The following is an 18,795-nucleotide window of genomic DNA, read 5'->3' on the forward strand; positions in this document are numbered from 1 at the left end:
GTAAAACGAATTTACGAAGCGTTTTTCTGCGCGTTCATCGCTTCGAAGATCGACGTGATGCTGGTAGCGGTCGCCTTGAGCTGCCCTACAACCAGGTCCATCGCGTTGTATTTCTTGGTCAAACTCGCCGTCAAGCTTGTAATACGACGATCCAGTGCGTCCTGATCACTGGCAATACGAGTCTGTATTTTATTAAGACTGCTCGTCTTGCTGGCCAGAACACCGTCAGACTTTGTGTAGGGCAGAAGCGCCTTGGTCATACGCGAAACCAGGCCGCCATCAACCGTACCGTCGGCATTTGTTGCCCCCGTACCAGTGAACATCGTCTGAATCTGACTGCCCAGTTTTTTATCGTTCAGCGCTGCTGTGAATGTAGCAGTGTCCAGTGACAGCGTACCGTTGGACTGCTGGGTTTTGATGCCCAACTGCGAAAGAGCACTGAGGCCGGCACTTGAAGAGGCACTCGCCAGCTGATCACGGATAGTCGCCAACAGCGCGCGCGGCGTAGCGTCACCAGTAAGGGCGGCCGCCGTGTAAACACCCTTGTCGCTGATCGAACCCTTGGTCAGGGAAGTCACCAGGGTGGCCAGCGTGTTGTAAGAGTCCACGAAGGACTGCAGCGACGCTTTCAACCCATCGGTGTTGGTGGCCACCGTAACGGTAGTGGTTGCTCCAGCAGCAGTTGGCGCGACCAAGTCGAAGGTCAGGCCGGAAATCGCTGTACTGACTGTATTCGTCTTGCTGGTCAGGCTCAGGCCGTCAACAGTGAAAGCAGCATCCTTGGCGGTCGCAGTAATAGCGCCAGCACCGGGAATCGCCTTGCCGTTGGCATCGGTCCCCGTGCTGGTATCGCTCATCAGCTTGGTGCCATCGATATTCAGCGCTTCCTGACCGGAAGCACCCACTACCGAAATGTCACTGCCCTTGCCGGTGGTCGTCGAGCTGAATACCAGCCTGGCACCATTGTCGTCGTTGATGATGTTGGCAGTAATGCCTTTACCCTGCAGCGACGAGTTGATCTTGTCGCGCACTTCCTGCAACGTCGAGGTCTTGTCGATCACGACACTGTAGTCAGTGCCATTCTGAGTGATTTTCAGGGTACCACTCGGAATAGCACTCGCCTGCGTGGAATTCAGCGCGGCTGTGGCCACCTTTGAAGGCGTTGCCAGCTGGGTGATACCGATCGCGTAAGTACCGTTGACGGCCGTGTTGCCGGCCGTTGCCTTGACCACCGCCTCGTTGGCAGATGTCGCAGCAAAGCCCTGAAACGCAGGCGTCGTTGAGCTACCCAGGGTATCCAGGGTTTTCTGGAACGCGGCCAGTGCCGACGTCAGCTGACTCACACCCGACAACGATGCGGTTGTAGCGGCGGTCTGCTTGTCGATCTGGTTTTGCTTGGGCGCTTTCTCGGCACCCACAAGACCTTCAACGATGGCCGTGATTGCCAGACCCGAACCCAGGCCTGTTGTAGATGTAATTGGACTAGCCATTTGCTTCTCCCTTCAAGAATGTCGCCGGTTTCACCGCCTTTTCACAGGTCTCGCAAAACGGCAACAAATACCGTACTGGCAATCAGGCCTTGGCGCGGAACAACAAGCTGTTCGCATCACTCAGGCTATCGGCCAGTTTCAGGATTTCTGCATTGGGAATTTGTCTTACCACTTCACCCGAGTCACTGGCAATGACCTTGACGATCACTTTGCCAGAAGCTTCATCAATCGAAAACTCGAGATTGCGCTTCACCGAGTGAAAAAATTTCTGGATGTCTTCTGCCGCGGCTTTGACTTTCGCCTCGTCGTGGGAGTCATCCTTGTGCAGATCTGAGCCTTTACTTTCCGCCGTGGCGGCAACACGCTCGACTGACGGCGTATCGGCAGGCTTGTCAACAGACTTGTCTGGCACTGGCGCCTGACTCGCCGGTTGAGCGGCCGGATAAGACACGTTCAGCTTTACACTCATATCCATGACCATCACCTCCGAAAGTAAAAAAGCGAGAGAGCGCTATTACGCACTCCCCCGCTAAAACTCATGCCGATATTACTGAAGCAGTTTCAGTACAGCGGATGGCAGCTGGTTAGCCTGAGCCAGAACAGAGGTGGAAGCCTGTTGCAGGGTCTGTTGCTTGGTCAGCTGTGCAGTTTCAGCAGCGAAGTCGGTATCTTGTACGCGACCCAGTGCAGCACTGGCGTTTTCGTTGATGTTCTGCAGGTTGGAGATGGTGCTGGTCAGACGGTTTTGTGCAGCACCGAGGTCAGCACGAGTGGAGTTGATGGTCTGCAGAGCCGAGTCGATGGCGGCGATAGCGGCAGAGAAGTTGGTCTCTGCAGTGGTGCTATCGGAACCAGCGATGGTCACAGCCGAACCGACACCCAGGGTGTTGGCGTCGAAGCTTGCGCTCAGAGTCAGAGTGATCTGGTTCGAAGCGCCCGAGTTGGAGCCAACCTGGAAAGTCATGGTGCTGGCGGAACCGTCGAGCAGGTTCTTGCCGTTCAGGTTGGTACTTTGAGCGATACGGGTCAGCTCGGAACTCATCGCGGTGAATTCTTTGTTCAGCGCGTCACGGTCAGTCGAGCTGTTGCTGTCGTTTCGCGACTGAACAGCCAGTTCACGCATACGCTGCAGAATGTTGGTCGACTCTTGCAGCGCGCCTTCAGCGGTCTGCGCCAGGGACATACCGTCGTTGGCGTTTTTGATCGCCATTGTCTGACCACGGATCTGCGAAGTGATCTTGGTAGCGATTTGCAGGCCGGCAGCGTCATCTTTGGCGCTGTTGATTTTCAGACCGGAAGACAGACGAGTCATCGAGGTCGAAAGTGCGTCGGAAGCGCGACCCAGGTTCTTCTGGACGTTCAACGATGCTACGTTGGTGTTTACTGTTAAAGCCATGATGAATTCCTCGTTGGTTTGGTACTACGTGGCTTCCGGCCCCTGCAAGCGCCGGGTGTGCCTAGAGAACCTTCGTAATAGTTATCGTCGCGATGGCAGGTTGCTTGAGTGTTTTTTTTGAATATTTTGCCATCATGCCTGTACCCCTTATAAAACAAGGGTTTGAGACGAAACCAAACCAACATGACGCGAGAAAACCCGTTGTCTGAACTTCACGTTCCAGAAAGAGCAGGCCACTGTAGAAGTTCAAAAACGTGACCAGAATCGATTATTCAAAAAAAAGCGCCCGGTGAACTAGTCACGGGCGCTGTTTTTAGCCTGCGGCGATTCAGGCTTTATAGATAATCGCAGAACCCCAGGAAAGCCCCACGCCAAAACCGCTCAGTGCTACTCGATGCCACGAAGAGTTGAGTACGTGCTTTTCAATCAGCAATGGAATGCTCGACGACACGGTGTTACCCGTTTCAACCATGTCCTTGAGAAATTTCTCGGGTTTGTCTTCAAAGCGGCGTGCCACGGCATCGACAATAGCAGCGCTGCCCTGATGAATGCAGAATGCATCGATATCGTCAGGCGTCAGGTCTGACTCTCCCAACAGTTCGTGCAGGTGCGCCGGTACTTTCAGCAGCGCAAAATTGAACACCTGACGACCGTTCATGAAAAACACGCCGTTGCTGACCTTCAAGTGCGGCGCACCCGAACCATCGGTGCCGAATTTTGCCTTGCCCAGTTGCCAGGCAGCGTCCTCGCCCATCCAGGTTGCTGTGGCTGCATCGCCAAACAACATGGTGGTGTTGCGGTCCTGCGGGTCGACGATTTTCGAATACGGGTCAGCGGTTATAAGCAGGCCGTTTTTCAGCCCTGCTGCCTCCATGAACCCCTTGATCGCGTAGATGCCATAGACATAGCCAGAACAGCCCAGTGAAATGTCGAACGCAGCGACATTGGTCGACAGACCCAGCTTGTCCTGAACGATGGCTGCGGTATGCGGCAGCCCCTCTTCGTCACCGTTCTGGGTGACGACGATCAAAACGTCAATACTTTCGCGCTTGAGCTGCGGGTTGTTGGCAAACAGGGTATTGGCCGCTTCAACGCACAGGTCCGAGGTTTCCTGGCCAGCGTCTTTACGCGGCAGGAACGTGGAACCGATTTTCCCGAGGATGAAATCTTCATCCTTGCCGAAACTGGCACCTTGAGCGTAGTTATCCACGCCAGCAGTGGGCACGTAACTCGCTATGCTTTTAATGCCAATCATCATGGCTTCCCGATGAGTAAACAGGTCATTTTTCGTCCCGATCAGAATCAGGGCGCTACCGAATAAGGGTGATTGCAGACATTTTCAGGGCGCAAGGCATGTGAAAGCAAGCCAGGCGCGTGTCGCTCCCTGTAACACAATACAGTGAAGATGCACGTTATGACCCGCAGGTCACGCCGGTTTGCACGCTTTGCGATTATTGGCGGAGGGAAAAAACAAAATGCTGCCGCAGCAGGAGGGCGACGATCCGGCCGTAAAACAGCCGGATCGCGTGATGCATGCAGCTTAAACCGCCAGTGTGAACCCCTTACCGTCGAGATCGAGATTGGCGTTATAGGCTTCGTCCTGGGCAAACTGCGCCGCCCACTTTCCGGCCAGCGCGCCAAGCGCTGGTTGGGGAGCATTTACCACGCCTGAATGCACCACCTGAACATGCGGGGTCCAGACCGTCAGATAGCCCGCCTGCGCCGCCTTCAGGCACAGGTCGACATCGCCCAGAGACTCGGCAAAAGCCTCTTCGTCCAGCCCGCCCAGTGAGTCGTACAACGCTTTGGCAATCATCAGGCAGGCCGATGACACCGCGGAGTAGTTCTGCTCGACCACCAGCCGCTGCATATAACCGCGCGACGTCTTTGGCTCGCCAACGAAACCGGAACCGACACCGCCATTAAGTCCCAGAACAAGACCTGCCTGAGTAATGGTTCCTTCACGATCAACCAGACGGACCCCGACCACGCCCACTTCCGGACGTTGTGCCTGGTTGAGCAGCGACTCGATCCAGCCGACATTGACGATCTGGCTTTCGGCATCCAGCAGAATCAGGTACTCGCCCCTGGCTTCCTGGCTGACCAGATTGCGCAAGGCGGCCGTGCTGACACGCTGCTCGGCGCGGAATACGCGTACCCGGCTGGACAGCTGCTGCTGCTGATCAAGCCACGTCGATAATTCGGCAGAGGTGCTGGCGTTATCACCGATCAACACTTCATAGCGCTGATAGCGGGTGCGTTGCAGGATACTGTGCAGGCAACGTTGCAGTTCCGGCAGATTGTCCTGGCTGTGCAGCAGAATCGAGACCACCGGCCGATGGGCATGGCGATAATCGATCTTGTAGGTGCCGGGCAACGCCGAGCTGACCTCAGCCTGATAACCCCGCTGCCCCAGATGACGCGTCAGCGCCTTTTGCTCGTCCTGATTCTCTTCAAGCTCGGGGGCATCGCAGATCAGTACCGGCTCGCTCAAATGCGCCAGACCGCTCATGCCGCCTTGCTCGATCAGGCGCAGCAGCAGGTCGAATTCCAGCGCCTTGGGAAACTCTCGCGAATAGCCGCCCGCCTCGACCAGCAGTTCGCGGCGAATCAGCCAGTGCCGAGCGGCCAGCGTCGGCACACTTTGCAGCAGATCGAGGTTGAAGCCCGGACGGAACAACGGCGCCAGGGTGCCGTTGGCTTGACGGTGAATTTCATCCACAGCAACGGCTCGGCACTGCCCGGCGTCAATCAGCTCGGCGCTGGCCAGCAGCAGACCGCTGCGGGTGAACTCTTCACCCGCCTGCGCCAGCATCAGCCAATCGCTGGAAGCCTGTTTGACGACCTGATTGATCTTGTCGACATAGTTGCTTTCGGTGACTTTGACGAAGTGCAGTGTGTCGTTCAGGCTGGTGGTTGCCGGCAGATCACCGGTGGTGAATACCACGACCTTGAACGCTCGATAATGGCTGTTGATAAGGCTGTCGAAGGTTGCCTGCAGCTTGAACACGTCGGCGTCCAGATCAAGCAGCAAAATACCGATTTGCGAACCTGCTGGCCGACGCGTCAGCTGCGTGGTGAGCTTTTTCAGTTGTGCCGGTGCCGGATCACGCGCATCGAGCCAGTCGAGCAACTTGCCGGAAGGCATGCCACGCAACAGCTGGCTGTTATCGAAAGCGGAATCAGACTGCAGGCGCTGGCCCCAGGCAACGATGCGCTCGGCGCGCTCGATGTCGTCCTCGTCCTCGGACTTGCCCAACTCATCGGCCAGACGTTGCACGACGCTGTGACTGAAGGAGTAGTGTGCATAGGCTTGCCACAGACGGCTCAAAAGCGACTCGGCGTCCGGATTGCTCTGTACACGCAACAGCTCGGCCTGCTTCACCAGCACGGACTCCAGCCCTTCCATCTGCGCCTGCCCTGCCGGCAAGAGATGGATCAGAAACTCGATTTGCGCCAGTTCGTCGAACAACGGCTGGTTGTAGAACGGCAGTTCAACGAACTGGCGAGGCTCGAACTGCGCATCTGCCTGCGTCAGGGCAACGTTCCACGCTGAACTGATGATTTTTTCGCCGCCCTGATACGGCTGGGTTTCGAGGCATTCAGCCATGGCTGCCAGGCCGGCCAGTACAGCGTGCTCGCCCTGCTCACCTTGCAGATCGCGGCTATTGCCGAGCGACGAAACAACCAGGCGCGCAAGCGTTTCGCGCTCGGCTTTGGCCTTGGGGTCGATATGCTTGACTGCGCCTGCAATGGCAGCGCCATAGCGATGCTCTGCCTCCTTGCCGGCGTTGACGTGCAACGCATAGGGAATGGGCAGGATGCGCAATGCAGCAGCCGCAACCAGAAAGGCCATATGGCCGATTTCCTGCCAGTGCCGCTCGGTGCCCTCAGGCACTGACGTGAACCACTGACGCGCCAGCCCGGTCCGGGTCACGGCGTTGAGCAGTGACACGCTCTGACCCATGAAGCTCAGAAGCCGCTCGCCGGCCTGATCAGACGCGTAGTCCTCATGAACCTTGCGGTCGCGGCGGAAATAATCCACGTGATCGACGTAAGCCTGGTAACCCAGGCTATAGCCCTGGCAAGCACCGTAACGCTCGTTGCTTTCAAGGAAACTCACGGCCTCGGTCAGTGCGTCAGGCAGCAGGAAACTGTCGACCTGCGCGTACACCACAAAGGGCGTGGACACCTGCTTGAGGCCTTCTGCAATTCTGGCGCTGAGCCTGGTTTCACTGAGGGCGGCGTTGTGGATGTACTGCAGCCCGGCACGCTCCGCAACCTGCGCGTCTGGCGCAGGCGAGGCATCGACCACAATCACATTGCACGGATAACTGCTGTAGTACTTCAGCGCACGACGCAGGAAATCCGGCTGATTCTCGGCGAGCAACAGCAGGGTCAAACGCTGGCTCAACGGGGTGGTTTCATTTCCAGAATGGCTTTGCATGAGCTTTCCTTGATAGCGTGCCGATCGCGTCTCTAATCCTGGTGACCAGAAGAAACCCTGATAACCAAAAGACCCGGTCAACGCAAGAGCAAACAACACAGCTCCAGCCATCAGTGACTGGAGCGCATTAAACAGGTCGGGTCAGTCGGGCAACCAGCCGTTAGCCCAATATTGCAGGTTTTCTCCACGCAACATGAAATCGCGCAAGACGGTTTCGCGCAATTCGTCGCCCATACGATAGCTCGCATTGGGGTCTGACAGGTGCATGCGAATCGCCTGCAACCATTCTTCGGAGCTGTTGGTGTAGACCCGCGTAGCCGGCAAATGGCCCCGGTACGCCTCGGTGTCCGAACAGATGACCGGGTAGCCGCACGCACCGTACTCCAGCAGCCGCAGATTGCTCTTGCAGTCATTGAAGATATGAAATTCCAGCGGTGCCAGGGCCAGATCAAGGTTCAGGCTGGCCAGTTTGGCCGGGTAGGTTTGCAGGCTTACAGCTGTGTGATACTCATGAATGTAAGGCTTGAGCAAGTCCGGGCACATGCCGAAGAACACCCACTCGACCTCATCGGCCAGTTCACGCACGACATCGACAATCAATTCCAGGTCGCCCCGATGACTGGTCCCGCCGCCCCAGCCGATGCGCGGCTTGCCGGAGGTGCGACGCTGGCTTTTGAGGCTGCTCCACAAGTGCGTCGCCAACATGTTCGGTACGACACGAATATCGCTGTGCATGCTCGACAGCACCTGAGCCAGTGGCTGGGTAGACACCACCACTCGGTCGCACAGGCCTATGCCCTTGCGCAGCATCTCGGCAATGTTGTCGGGCATGCTGCGCCTGTGCTCGTTGCGCTCGGGCACATCGATGATGTAGTCATCCAGTTCAAAAATGCGCATGGCACTGGAGTAATTCTTGGCCAGAACGATATCCTTGATCTTGGGTTCGGAATAACGTCCTTGAAAGACGATGACATCCGGACGCTGGCGCTCGATCTCGACGGGCGTAGTCGACTCATAGGACATTCGGCCTACCACTCGCCCGGCTGCCATCAACTCAAGCAAGGGTTGGCTGACACGGTAGTGGCCTACCGCCGACGAGTTGACCAGCATGCCCAGAATCGAAGGCAGATGGCGGGTGCAGAACGGTTCCCAGCCCATTTGCAGACCTGGGTCAAGATCGAACGCCTGCACTTCATTGAGCTGAAGACTGGGGTTATAGGCCGGGTCCCGAGCCATTTTCGGCAGCCATTTTTCAAAGAACGATTGCTGCTCTTTATCCAGCGCCTGACGAGACGTTTCAGAGCGCTCGGCGGCGGCAGGCTCGGCCAATACCAGAGACGAATCGGGTGTGCCGACAATCAGGTAGCCGTCACGCCCGACCCGCATGCACAGGTCCAGATCCTGCAGCCCCTGAGTGAAGGTTGCTGCTTCCATGCCGCCTGCGTGGTCGAACACTTCCTTGCGGACCATCAGGCAATTGCCACTGACCGCGCTCCAGTTCTGTGTCAACTGCAAGCGCTGCATGTAGCTGCTTGAGCCTGTCGGATAATTGATGAAGGGCCGACCCGCCAGCCCGTCCATGCCCATCACCATCCCTGCATAGAGAATATTGCCCTGAGGGGTGAGGATTCGTGGACCGACGATACCGACTTCGGGGCGCTGAGCATGGTTGAGAAGGCCTTGCAGCCAGTCAGCCTGATGCAGCACGGCATGCGGGCTGAGCATAAGCAGATAATCGCCGTTGGCGTGCCGGGCGGCGAGGTTCTGGGCGCTGGCTTCGCTGCCGGGCTCGGTCAGCGCATAAATGCGCAGCTTGTCGCTGCCCAGCTCACTCATCGCGGCAAACCAGGCGCGGGTATCGGCGCTCTCGCTGGCGTTGTCGACGATCAGCACTTCAAAATAAGGGTAAGTCGTGTTGCTGAGCAGGCTTTCTACACAGCGCTCCAGTGCTGCCAGTTGATCCCGGGTGGTAATGATCACCGATACAAGCGGGCTTGTAGCATGCCGGTACTCGATCCGGTTCAGCAGTGGCAGCTGATCATGGTGGATGACGTGCTCTCGGCCAATGCGCGAAAGATGGGCCGATACGACCGACTCGCTGTGTTCGATCACCTGAGGCAGCGAAAGCCATTCAGCGTAGGTCAGGGTCGATTCAACCTGAACCTCGGCGATGTGTTCGACAGCCTGAGGCCCGACGCCTTCCACCAGACGCCAGATGAAATCGTGCGGTGCCAGTTCGCCGTGCACAGGGTCGAAGCCGCCTGTGTCCAGCAGATTGCGGCGCTGGAACGCCAGCGTGCGGCCAACGTAAGGATAGGCCCGCATCAGGTCCAGGTTGAAATCAGGCTTGAAGATCGGCTCGCTGGATTTCCCATCGACCAGCGCGCCTTCGTCGCTGTAAACGCACAACAGGCCCTCGCTTTGCGCGACTCGCTCTGCCAGCACCAGCAATGACGGCTGAGTCAGCCGGTCCCCGGCACGCAGCAGATAAACCCAATCGGCGTTCTCCAGCAGCGGCAGCACTTCATTTAGTTGGCGCGCCCAATCCGGCTGCAACGAGAAACGCAGCACCTGCGGATCGTCAACATCGGCATTGGTCAACACAACCACTGAGTCAGCGGCGTAATCCTGCTCGGCAATGCTGCGCAGGGTGATATCCAGCCCTTCGGCATCGCCAAACAGGTCAACGACCACCGGAACGATGCGCGGCTGCCACGTCCAGTGTCCGATGCGTTTCTCGATCAGTTTTCTCTGCGGGGCGGTAAATTGCCGACACGACAGCCATTCGGTGTAGAGCTCGGCGTAGGTTTCGCTCTTGCTGCCCACCCTGCTGTGCATGACACCCTGACGACTGGCCATTATCCCGTAAAGGCCGACCTCGTCCCACTCGCGGGGCTGCTCCAGCGCCTTTCGCAAGGGCAAAAAGCGCACCCAGCCCTGGGCCGGGGCCTGCTCACCGCTACGTGCCTTGAGCATTTCGCTCAGCCAGCCCCATTCAGTGGAGGCCTTTTGAATCACGTCGGGCTGGCCGCTGAAACGATCCGGGTGCCGGCGCTCGACGTTTTGAATAGTATGCAGCGCCACCAGGTTGCCACGGCGCAACAGGCATATGAACAGGGCAAAATCCAGCAGTGCGATAAAACCCTGTCCCGACTGGGCAATCGAAGGCAGGTACTCCATAACATCGGCCCGGCGCATCAGAGCAGCACTGAACCCACCCAGATAATTGCGTGGCGTACGCTCGAAAATCGCCAGCATGTCCTCGCCTTTGAACACGGCGTCATAGGGCACAAGCCCGACGTTTTCCAGACGGGGTGGCAATACATAGTCATCGATGTCGACCAGATGTCGTCGGCCAACGACCAGACTCACGTCTTCATAGGCATCCAGGGCGCCTGCCTGATTAGCGATGAAGTACGGAAAGAGGCGGTCGTCGTCACACAGAAACTTGATGTATTCGCCGCGCGATTCTTCAAGGCACTTCAGCAGATTGGCCTGGAACCCCAGCCGCTGCGGGTTGCGCACGTAACGCGCAAGGTTGCTGGATGCAGGCACCAGTTCGTCGAAAACGGCCTTGATTTCATCGGTGCGGCAATCGTCGCAGACAATGATTTCCAGGTTGTCGTAAACCTGATTCAAGGCACTTTGTAGCGCGGCGCGGAAGAACCGGGGATTGAGGGCAGGAATGACGATACTGACGAGGGGGACTGAATTCACTATTGCAGACTCGCGAGCGGCGGGAAGTTACCGGTCAAGTAACCTCCCTCACCGCTGAAATAAAGACGGCGGATGCTCAATGCCAAGGTTACAGCTGGCTGAACAGGTTCAGCTTGGACAACTGGACAAATACCTGCTGAGAGGCATCCAGCATAGTCTTCTGCAACGTCAATCGGGTGGTGGCCTCAACGATATCGGCGTTGACGTAAGTGCCTTGCTCAACTGTGTTGTTACCCTTGAGCAAATCGTTGGTCGTGCCCTGCGCCGTCGCCGCCAATTGCCGTGCGCCGCCGGCGGAGCGCGCTGTGGACGCCTGGTCGATGCTGCTGGCAATGTTGCCAAGCGCCGAGCCCAATGCGGCATCAAGCTTTTGCGAGGCAACCAGATTGCCGTCAGTGGGTGTCGACAATGCCTTGATCGCTGCGGTCAGCGTATTGAGGATGTTCTCGGTCTGGTGCGTGCCGGACTCCACGACAAACTGGTCACCGGCTGCTGGCGTACCGCTGACCGTAAAATTGACGCCCGACGCATTGGCCGTTGAACCGGTCAACGTGCCACTCGACACCGGCTTGCTGCTGCTGGTGACGGGCGACGCATACAGGTCGTAGGCAGTGGCACTGGTGAACTTGAGAATCGCACCATTGGGCGGAAAGGTGTTGTTGAACGCCGTGCGGTCAGCCGTTGTGTTGCCTACTGCCGAACTGCTGATAGTAGCGGCCGACGTGTTACCCGGGCTGCGCGAGGCCGAGACCGTGTCCGGCGTCGAGGCCAGTTCATAGCTGCGATTGGTCAGTGCAGTAGCGGCCGTTGCAGGCGTGGCAGATTCGGCAGCTGACAGGTTGATGTTCATGGTCAGCTCGACACCGCGGAAGGTGAAGGTCTGATCAGCGAACGAGCCATAGCTGAATTTACCGGCAGTTGACGCATCGGTCGTGACATCGGTGCCACTGGCATCGGTAATCTTGAACTGCGTGCCACTGAGGAACGTCATGGTGTACGGTTCGCCAGCCTGATAGCCCGAGTTGTAGGCGCTGGTGGACGTCACCTGACCGCCAGTCAGGCCAACCTTGCCGTCGTCGGTCGCAGGCGAAAGCAGGGTCGAGGACGTACGGGTAGTGTTGACGGCTTGCTCGAACGCTTCATAGCCTGTGGTGTTGCTCGGTAAAACCAGGCCATCACCAATCGCCAGATTGACGCTGGTCTGGTCCCCGCTATAGCTGTAAGTGCCATCGGCATTCTGCGCGTACGGCGGAGCCGAAGACTTGGACCCGGCAAAAATATACTGGCCGTTGGAGTCCTGGCTGTTCATCAAGCCGAGAAGCTGGCTCTGATACTGCTTGAGTTCAGCGGCCTTGGCCAGGCGGTCGGAATCGGTGTAGGCACCGTTGCCTGCCGACACGATCACTTCACGGGCTGTCTGCATCGTATCAACGATGCTGGTCAGCGCGGTCTCGGAATTGACGATGTTGGTATTGATCGTGCCGATGTTCGACGCGTACTGGGTCAGCATGGAGTTCTGCTGAGCCAGTTGCAGGACACGTGCAGCGCCTACCGGATCATCGCTGGCGGTATTGAGTTTGATGCCGCTGGAGACCTCTTCACTGGTCTTGAGCACATTCGAATAAGTACGCTGATAGTTGGTGTTGGTGGATTCGTAGAACTGGGTAGTTGAGATCCGCATGGTTCACGACTCCTTAAAGGCTGTTGATCAGCGTGCTGAAAATGGTTTGGGCCGCCTTGATGATCTGCGAAGAGGCGGTGTAGTACTGCTGATACTTGATCAGGTTGGCCGCTTCTTCATCAAGCGACACGCCGGAGACCGAATCACGCGCCGATTTGGCCTGTGCAACGACGGCAGCGCTGGCGGTGACATCGCTCTTGCCCTGCCCTGCCAGCGTACCGACCACCGAGACCAGATCGGCGTAAGCGCCGGACAGGCTGGTGCCCACGCCGCCGTTGGTGACGCCGACAGTCTTGGCCGTCTGCAACCCTACTACTGCCAGCGCGTTGCGGTTGTCCGAAGAGCCGGCACCCGTCAGGCCGATGCTGAACGTGTCATTGACCAACGGCGAACCGGAGAGGGTCATCTGCACTTCGAATGCCGTCTTGCCGGCTGGCGTGGTGGTGTTGTCGGTGTAACCGATGCTCAGCTTTATGGCGTTGCTCTGGCCCTGAATGATCGTGCCACTTACCGCGCTGCCATTCTGGTCGAGCACGGGCGCACCACTGGCATTGATCAGCGTGTAGCTCTGCACACCGGTACTGCTGACCGCGCCCATCACCAGCTTCATCGGCGCGGAGTCTTTGATCGCGTTACGCAGGTCAGACGTCTGAACGCTGTTATAGATGTCCGATTTGGTATTGAGCACGGGCTGCGTGAAGCCACCTGTACCCGAGTTGCTGGCCCCGGCAGTAGCGGTCAATGGCGCGGCGGCTGCAATGTCCTTGGGATCGGTCAACACCACCGAGATACCCGAGGCGCCGTTGCGTGTCGGAGTGACCTTGAAAACGTCGCCAGCAGCCAGCGCATTGCCATTGAGGCTGACACTGAAGCCATCGAACTGTTTAGGCGGGTTGTCAGTCAGCGCACCGGTGCCGACGCTTTCGCCGTTGGGCAGGCGACGAACCGTGAAGTTGGAGGCGTCGCTGAAGGTGACTTCATAATCGTCGGCGGTCAGTTTGCTGGTATCGCCAATGGTCACGTCCAGGTTGCCGGAACCGGCACTGTTGGTGGTCTTGCCGGTACTGCGCTGCGAAATGGCGTCGGCACTGTTGATGTTGGAATACAGGCTCGAACCGAAGTTGCCTTTGCTGTCGATGCCCTGGCTCATCTGGCTGTTGACCTGATCGGCCAGCACCATCGCGGCACGGCCAAGCTCATTGGTCGCAGGCACCAGCACGTCCGAGCGATAGCGCAGCAGACCGCCAATCGAGCCACCGCTGATCACCGAGGTGACGTCAGTCTTGGTCTGGCCGTAAGCGATTTGTACGTTGTACTGCAGAGGATCGGCAGGGCTCGGGGTCGCCGACATGGTGTACGACGTGCCACCGCTGACCAGCGATTGGCCGGTGCCGGTGTAGATATCGTAGTTGCCGTTGTTCTCGATTACTTTGACACCCACCAGCCCGTTGAGCTGGCGCACAGTCTCATTGCGCGAATCGAGCAGCGAGTTGGGCGTAGTGTTACCAGCCCCTGCCTGAGTGATCTGCTTGTTCAGGCTTGCCAGGGTCGTGGTCAGCTCGTTGACCTGTTTGGTGAAGGTGGTGAGCTGGGCATTGACGTTGTCATTCTGCGACGACAACTGTGAAGCGACCGAATTGAAGCGTGAGCTCAACGCAGAAGCCTGAGTCAGAAATGCCGAACGGTCCGACGACTGAGTAGCGTTGGTGGCAATACCCTGCATCTTGGTGAAAAAGTCAGCCAGCTGCGTGGACACGCCAGTCGCGCTATCGGACAGCAGCGTATCGGTCTTGCTGGCCTGGCCGGAGTACGCAACCGCGTCGGCGCTCAGGGCAGTACTGGTTTGCAATTGGGCATCAAGGTAGCTGTTGTAGATACGACGCACGTCGGACAGCGTCGTACCGGTGCCTATGTAACCGACACCCAGGCCGATATTGATCTGTGCCGAAGCCGTGGTCATTACCTGCTGACGCGAGTAACCGGCGGTATCCACGTTGGCCGTGTTGTTACCGATGGTGTTGATCGCGGCACTGCTGGCATTGATACCTGAGAGCCCAATTGAAATCAGCGACATGATTCAAAACCTTATAAAGTCGTGGAAGAGCCCGATGCAGCAGCGTAAGTCTGGTAACTCTTCATCTGCTTCGCGATCTGCGAAATCTTGCTGGCATAGTCCGGGTCAGTGGCGTAACCGGCCTTCTGCAATTCTTTTACAAACTGTTCCGGTTTATCGGCCGAATTGACCACTTCTTTATACCGATTGTTGTTCTGCAGCAGGCTGACCAGGTCATGGAAGCTGTCGGCGTAGGAATCGTAGGAACGGAAATCCGCGGTTTCCTTGACCATCTTGCCGTCACGGAACTCGCTGGTAATGGCGCGCGCTTCAGCGCCTTTCCAGCTACCCGCTGCCTTGATACCGAACAGGTTGTGACTGCTGCTGCCATCCTGCTGACGCATGATCGACTTGCCCCAGCCGGTTTCCAGCGCAGCCTGCGCCACCAGCATCACTGGATCGACGCCGATGCGTGCGGCTGCTTCCTTGGCCAGCGGCAGCATGGTCTCGACAAACTGATCGGCGTTGCTGAATGCGCGCTTGGCCGGTGCCAGCGGTGGCTGGGCCATGGAACGCACGTACTCAGGCGCGGGCGCCAGGTTGGGGTCGAGCGTCCAGTCGCCGTTGTTGCCGTTGCTGCTGGCCGTTGCGCGAGCAGGCACCGGGCTATTGCTGACGGCGGCTGTAGCGGAAGGCACGATGCCGGCCAGCAATCGGTCGGTGAGTTTGGTTGGCAACGACAGACGACGCGAGTTGAGCGCCGCCATGTCATTGCGCCCATCACCAGATGCCGAAACTGCCGCAGCCGCCTGATCTGCCGCCGCCGAGCGCGTGGCCCACAGCGGACGCTGATAGACACTGGTCGCCAGTCCGGTTTTGGCCGGGGTTGCATCGGTGGTCGTTGCAGGCGTGGCCGTCGTATCGGTCGGTGCTGCGTGCTGAATACCCTTGTCCTTGGACAGTTGACGCATCAACACGTCCTGCAAACCGATGCCGTTGCCACGGGTGGACAGGGTGACCGCCAATTGCTGGTCATACATGTCCTGATACTGGCGCGTCGCCGGGGTGTTCATCGGGTTGTCCTTGGCCAGCACTTCGTTGGCCGAGCGCATGGCCTTGAGCATCTGGCTGACGAACAGCGACTCGAACTCGCGGGCCACCTTCTTCTGGTTTTCCACACTGTCCTTGTCGCCGTGCTTCAGCGACGCCAGACGGTTGACGTCGGTGTAGGCACCCGAATCGACCGCCGACGAAATTCCGCTCTTGGGCATGTCCATAATCGAGTCCTCAGATGACGATCAGGTCGGCTTGCAACGCGCCGGCCTGCTTAAGGGCTTCGAGAATGGCCATCAGGTCACCGGGCGCAGCGCCCACCTGATTGACCGCACGAACAATCTCATCCAGCGTGGTGCCTGGACCGAACTTGAACATCGGGTGTAGCTCCTGCTGGGCATTGACCCGCGAACGCGGCACGACCGCCGTCTGACCACCGGACAATGCGCCCGGCTGGCTGACAATCGGGTCTTCGGTAATGGTCACGGTCAGGCTGCCGTGCGTTACCGCAGCGGGCGAAACCTTGACGTTCTGACCGATCACGATAGTGCCGGTCCGCGAATTGATGATGACCTTGGCAGCGGTCTGGCCCGGATCGACTTCCAGGTTTTCCAGAATCGACAGGTAGTCGACACGCTGGCCCGGATCAAGCGGCGCGGTCACACGTACCGAGCCACCGTCCAGCGCCTGAGCAACACCAGGACCAAGCAGCTCATTGATCTTGTCCACAATCCGCTTGGCAGTGGTGAAGTCGGACCGGTTCAGGTTAAGAGTCAGGGTATTACCCTGATTGAAGCCGCTCGGCACCGAGCGCTCGACCGACGCACCACCGGGAATACGGCCCGACGACGGAACGTTGACAGTGATTTTCGAACCGTCACGGCCTTCCGCGTCAAAACCGCCGACCACCAGGTTGCCCTGTGCGATGGCGTAGACATTGCCATCGACACCCTTCATCGGCGTCATCAACAGCGCACCACCGCGCAGGCTCTTGGAGTTACCGATCGAGGAAACGGTGATATCGACCGTCTGACCCGGCTTGGCGAACGCTGGCAGATCCGCGTACACAGCAACTGCTGCAACGTTTTTCAACTGCACAGTGCCGGAACCGGACGGCACCTTGATGCCGAACTGCGACAGCATGTTATTGAACGTCTGCAGGGTGAACGGGGTCTGGGTGGTCTGGTCGCCCGTACCATTGAGACCCACGACCAGACCGTAACCGATCAACTGGTTGGCCCGCACGCCGGAGATGCTTGCGATGTCCTTCAAACGCTCGGCGTGAACGCCGAACGCTGTGGACAACAACAAGGTCGCCGCTATCAGTTGCTTGAGCTTGATCATGTTTATCCCGCTATCAGAAAGGGAACAACGGGCTGAGGAAGAACCGGTCGAACCAGCCTGGCTGGCTGGTATCGGCAAAGGCTCCAGTCCCCGAATAGGTAATACGTGCATCGGCAATACGGGTGGACGACACGGTGTTGTCGGTGGCGATGTCATCGGCCCGAACCAGCCCGGCAATCCGCACCAGCTCGTCACCGGTATTGAGGGTCATCCACTTCTCGCCACGCACCGCAAGAATGCCGTTGGGCAAAACATCCGCCACAGTCACAGTGACCGAACCGGTCAGGCTGTTGCTCTGTGCGGCCTTGCCATCGCCCTTGGTAGTACGAGCGCCGTTGTAGCCTGCGTTGAGGCTCAAGTCATTGCCACCAATCGGGTTGTTGGTGGTCAGGCCCGAACCGAACAGCGAGGTAAGACCAATACTGTTGGTGCTGTCCTTGGTCATCGCCGAAGTGGCCGCCTTGCTGGCTGCCATACGCTCGGAAAGCGTGATGGTGATGATGTCGCCGATACGGAAAGCCTTGCGGTCGCCGTACAGGTTCTGCTCGAAACCGGCCTGATAGATGGCACCATTGTTGGCAGCGGCCGACATGGGTGTACGCGGCAACACCGGAGCGTAATAAGGGTCATTGGGCTTGGCCGTCGGCGCAACACAGCCAGACAGCAGGGTGATCCCGCACAATGAAGCGATCAACACTGAAAAACGCGGAACACTAATGCGGCTCATGACACTTGAAACCTCGCGGTGTAACAGGCGCTTATCAGGCGCCCTATCGGATTGAGCAGTTTTACGAGCAACAACATCAAATACTTACAGGTTCTGAGTCAGGTTCTGCAGCATCTGGTCGGCGGTCGAGATCACTTTGGAGTTCATCTCGTAAGCACGCTGGGTGGTGATCATGTTGACCAGTTCTTCAACTGTGCTGACGTTGGAGTTTTCCAGGGTGTTCTGCAGGGTCGGCCCCAGGCCGTTGAGGCCAGGCGTGCCGATCTGCGGCGCGCCGCTTGAACCGGTTTCCAGATAAAGGTTGCCGCCAATGGCCTGCAGACCGGCCGGGTTGATGAAGTCAGCGGTCTGGATGTTGCCGATGATCTGCGGTGTGGCGGTTGCACCGGCCAGGGTGACGGAAACAGTACCGTCCTGACCGACAGTGAAGGTCTGGGCGTTCTGTGGAACGACAATCGCAGGCTCAAGAGCGTAGCCGTTGGCAGTCACGATCTGGCCGTTGGCGTCCAGGTGAAAAGTACCGTCGCGGCTGTAGGCAACAGTGCCGTCCGGCTGGGTCACCTGAAAGAAACCACGACCGTTGACCGCTAGGTCCAGCGGGTTGTTGGTGGTCTGCAGGCTACCGGCTGTGAAGTTCTTCTGCGTACCGACAATGCGCACACCGGTACCCAATTGCAGACCGGATGGCAGCTCGCTGTCCTGAGTGGACTGGGCACCCGGCTGGCGTTTGATCTGGTACAGCAGGTCCTGAAACTCGGCACGGTCACTCTTGAAACCTGTGGTCGAAACGTTCGCCAGGTTGTTGGAGATGGTGGTCAGGTTGGTGTCCTGAGCGGCAAGACCGGTTTTAGCGACGTATAGTGCAGGAAGCATGTGTGTTCTCCTCA

12 protein-coding genes are annotated in these 18,795 nt (G+C 58.1%); all 12 read right to left on the bottom strand.

Annotated features, from left to right (window positions below; all coding sequences use genetic code 11):
* Positions 1 to 11: 11 nt before the first annotated feature.
* The 12 genes from fliD to flgG all read right to left on the bottom strand — a co-directional run bounded on the left by fliD (position 12) and on the right by flgG (position 18,781).
* Positions 12 to 1,490 carry a flagellar filament capping protein FliD gene (gene fliD / locus RYC18_RS22445; protein ID WP_004664447.1) on the bottom strand — a complete coding sequence of 493 codons (1,479 nt, stop codon included), beginning with the start codon at positions 1,488 to 1,490 and terminating at the stop codon, positions 12 to 14.
* Positions 1,491 to 1,572: 82 nt separating this feature from the next.
* Positions 1,573 to 1,965: a flagellar protein FlaG gene (locus RYC18_RS22450; RefSeq protein WP_002554300.1), complete on the bottom strand. Its 393-nt coding sequence runs from the start codon at positions 1,963 to 1,965 to the stop codon at positions 1,573 to 1,575.
* A 72-nt stretch (positions 1,966 to 2,037) separates the two neighbouring features.
* Positions 2,038 to 2,886, bottom strand: coding sequence for a flagellin domain-containing protein (locus RYC18_RS22455; RefSeq protein ID WP_002554301.1), 849 nt, complete (start codon positions 2,884 to 2,886; stop codon positions 2,038 to 2,040).
* Between the two features lie 328 nt (positions 2,887 to 3,214).
* A complete protein-coding gene (locus tag RYC18_RS22460) occupies positions 3,215 to 4,141 on the bottom strand; it encodes a ketoacyl-ACP synthase III (RefSeq protein WP_002554302.1) in 927 nt (308 codons plus the stop codon).
* A gap of 285 nt (positions 4,142 to 4,426) precedes the next feature.
* Positions 4,427 to 7,333, bottom strand: a complete 2,907-nt coding sequence (locus RYC18_RS22465; protein ID WP_046832746.1) for a glycosyltransferase — start codon at positions 7,331 to 7,333, stop codon at positions 4,427 to 4,429.
* A 141-nt stretch (positions 7,334 to 7,474) separates the two neighbouring features.
* Positions 7,475 to 11,050, bottom strand: coding sequence for a glycosyltransferase (locus tag RYC18_RS22470; protein ID WP_046832747.1), 3,576 nt, complete (start codon positions 11,048 to 11,050; stop codon positions 7,475 to 7,477).
* A gap of 88 nt (positions 11,051 to 11,138) precedes the next feature.
* Complete coding sequence (locus RYC18_RS22475; protein ID WP_002554305.1) at positions 11,139 to 12,731, bottom strand: flagellar hook-associated protein 3; 1,593 nt, start codon at positions 12,729 to 12,731, stop codon at positions 11,139 to 11,141.
* A 13-nt stretch (positions 12,732 to 12,744) separates the two neighbouring features.
* Entirely contained in the window at positions 12,745 to 14,805 is a 2,061-nt protein-coding gene (gene flgK, locus RYC18_RS22480; RefSeq protein ID WP_005744568.1) for a flagellar hook-associated protein FlgK, read from the bottom strand.
* Between the two features lie 11 nt (positions 14,806 to 14,816).
* Positions 14,817 to 16,061, bottom strand: a complete 1,245-nt coding sequence (gene flgJ / locus RYC18_RS22485) for a flagellar assembly peptidoglycan hydrolase FlgJ (RefSeq protein ID WP_005754767.1) — start codon at positions 16,059 to 16,061, stop codon at positions 14,817 to 14,819.
* Positions 16,062 to 16,071: 10 nt separating this feature from the next.
* The gene (locus RYC18_RS22490; RefSeq protein ID WP_003404340.1) at positions 16,072 to 17,181 is read right to left on the bottom strand and encodes a flagellar basal body P-ring protein FlgI; all 1,110 of its coding nucleotides are present in this window, start codon (positions 17,179 to 17,181) and stop codon (positions 16,072 to 16,074) included.
* Positions 17,182 to 17,194: 13 nt separating this feature from the next.
* Positions 17,195 to 17,908, bottom strand: a complete 714-nt coding sequence (gene flgH, locus RYC18_RS22495; protein WP_316886866.1) for a flagellar basal body L-ring protein FlgH — start codon at positions 17,906 to 17,908, stop codon at positions 17,195 to 17,197.
* A gap of 84 nt (positions 17,909 to 17,992) precedes the next feature.
* Positions 17,993 to 18,781, bottom strand: coding sequence for a flagellar basal-body rod protein FlgG (gene flgG, locus RYC18_RS22500; protein WP_002554310.1), 789 nt, complete (start codon positions 18,779 to 18,781; stop codon positions 17,993 to 17,995).
* Between the last annotated feature and the right edge of the window lie 14 nt (positions 18,782 to 18,795).

The organism is Pseudomonas syringae group sp. 247E2, from assembly GCF_032587795.1.
Taxonomy (GTDB): domain Bacteria; phylum Pseudomonadota; class Gammaproteobacteria; order Pseudomonadales; family Pseudomonadaceae; genus Aquipseudomonas; species Aquipseudomonas amygdali.

What these genes read in the sequence shown, in the direction of transcription:
- RYC18_RS22460 (WP_002554302.1), bottom strand. Translation starts at nt 4,141, where the DNA reads ATGATTGGCATTAAAAGCATAGCGAGTTACGTGCCCACTGCTGGCGTG.
- RYC18_RS22490 (WP_003404340.1), bottom strand. Translation starts at nt 17,181, where the DNA reads ATGATCAAGCTCAAGCAACTGATAGCGGCGACCTTGTTGTTGTCCACA.
- RYC18_RS22475 (WP_002554305.1), bottom strand. Translation starts at nt 12,731, where the DNA reads ATGCGGATCTCAACTACCCAGTTCTACGAATCCACCAACACCAACTAT.
- fliD (WP_004664447.1), bottom strand. Translation starts at nt 1,490, where the DNA reads ATGGCTAGTCCAATTACATCTACAACAGGCCTGGGTTCGGGTCTGGCA.
- flgH (WP_316886866.1), bottom strand. Translation starts at nt 17,908, where the DNA reads ATGAGCCGCATTAGTGTTCCGCGTTTTTCAGTGTTGATCGCTTCATTG.
- RYC18_RS22465 (WP_046832746.1), bottom strand. Translation starts at nt 7,333, where the DNA reads ATGCAAAGCCATTCTGGAAATGAAACCACCCCGTTGAGCCAGCGTTTG.
- flgK (WP_005744568.1), bottom strand. Translation starts at nt 14,805, where the DNA reads ATGTCGCTGATTTCAATTGGGCTCTCAGGTATCAATGCCAGCAGTGCC.
- flgG (WP_002554310.1), bottom strand. Translation starts at nt 18,781, where the DNA reads ATGCTTCCTGCACTATACGTCGCTAAAACCGGTCTTGCCGCTCAGGAC.
- RYC18_RS22450 (WP_002554300.1), bottom strand. Translation starts at nt 1,965, where the DNA reads ATGGATATGAGTGTAAAGCTGAACGTGTCTTATCCGGCCGCTCAACCG.
- flgJ (WP_005754767.1), bottom strand. Translation starts at nt 16,061, where the DNA reads ATGGACATGCCCAAGAGCGGAATTTCGTCGGCGGTCGATTCGGGTGCC.
- RYC18_RS22455 (WP_002554301.1), bottom strand. Translation starts at nt 2,886, where the DNA reads ATGGCTTTAACAGTAAACACCAACGTAGCATCGTTGAACGTCCAGAAG.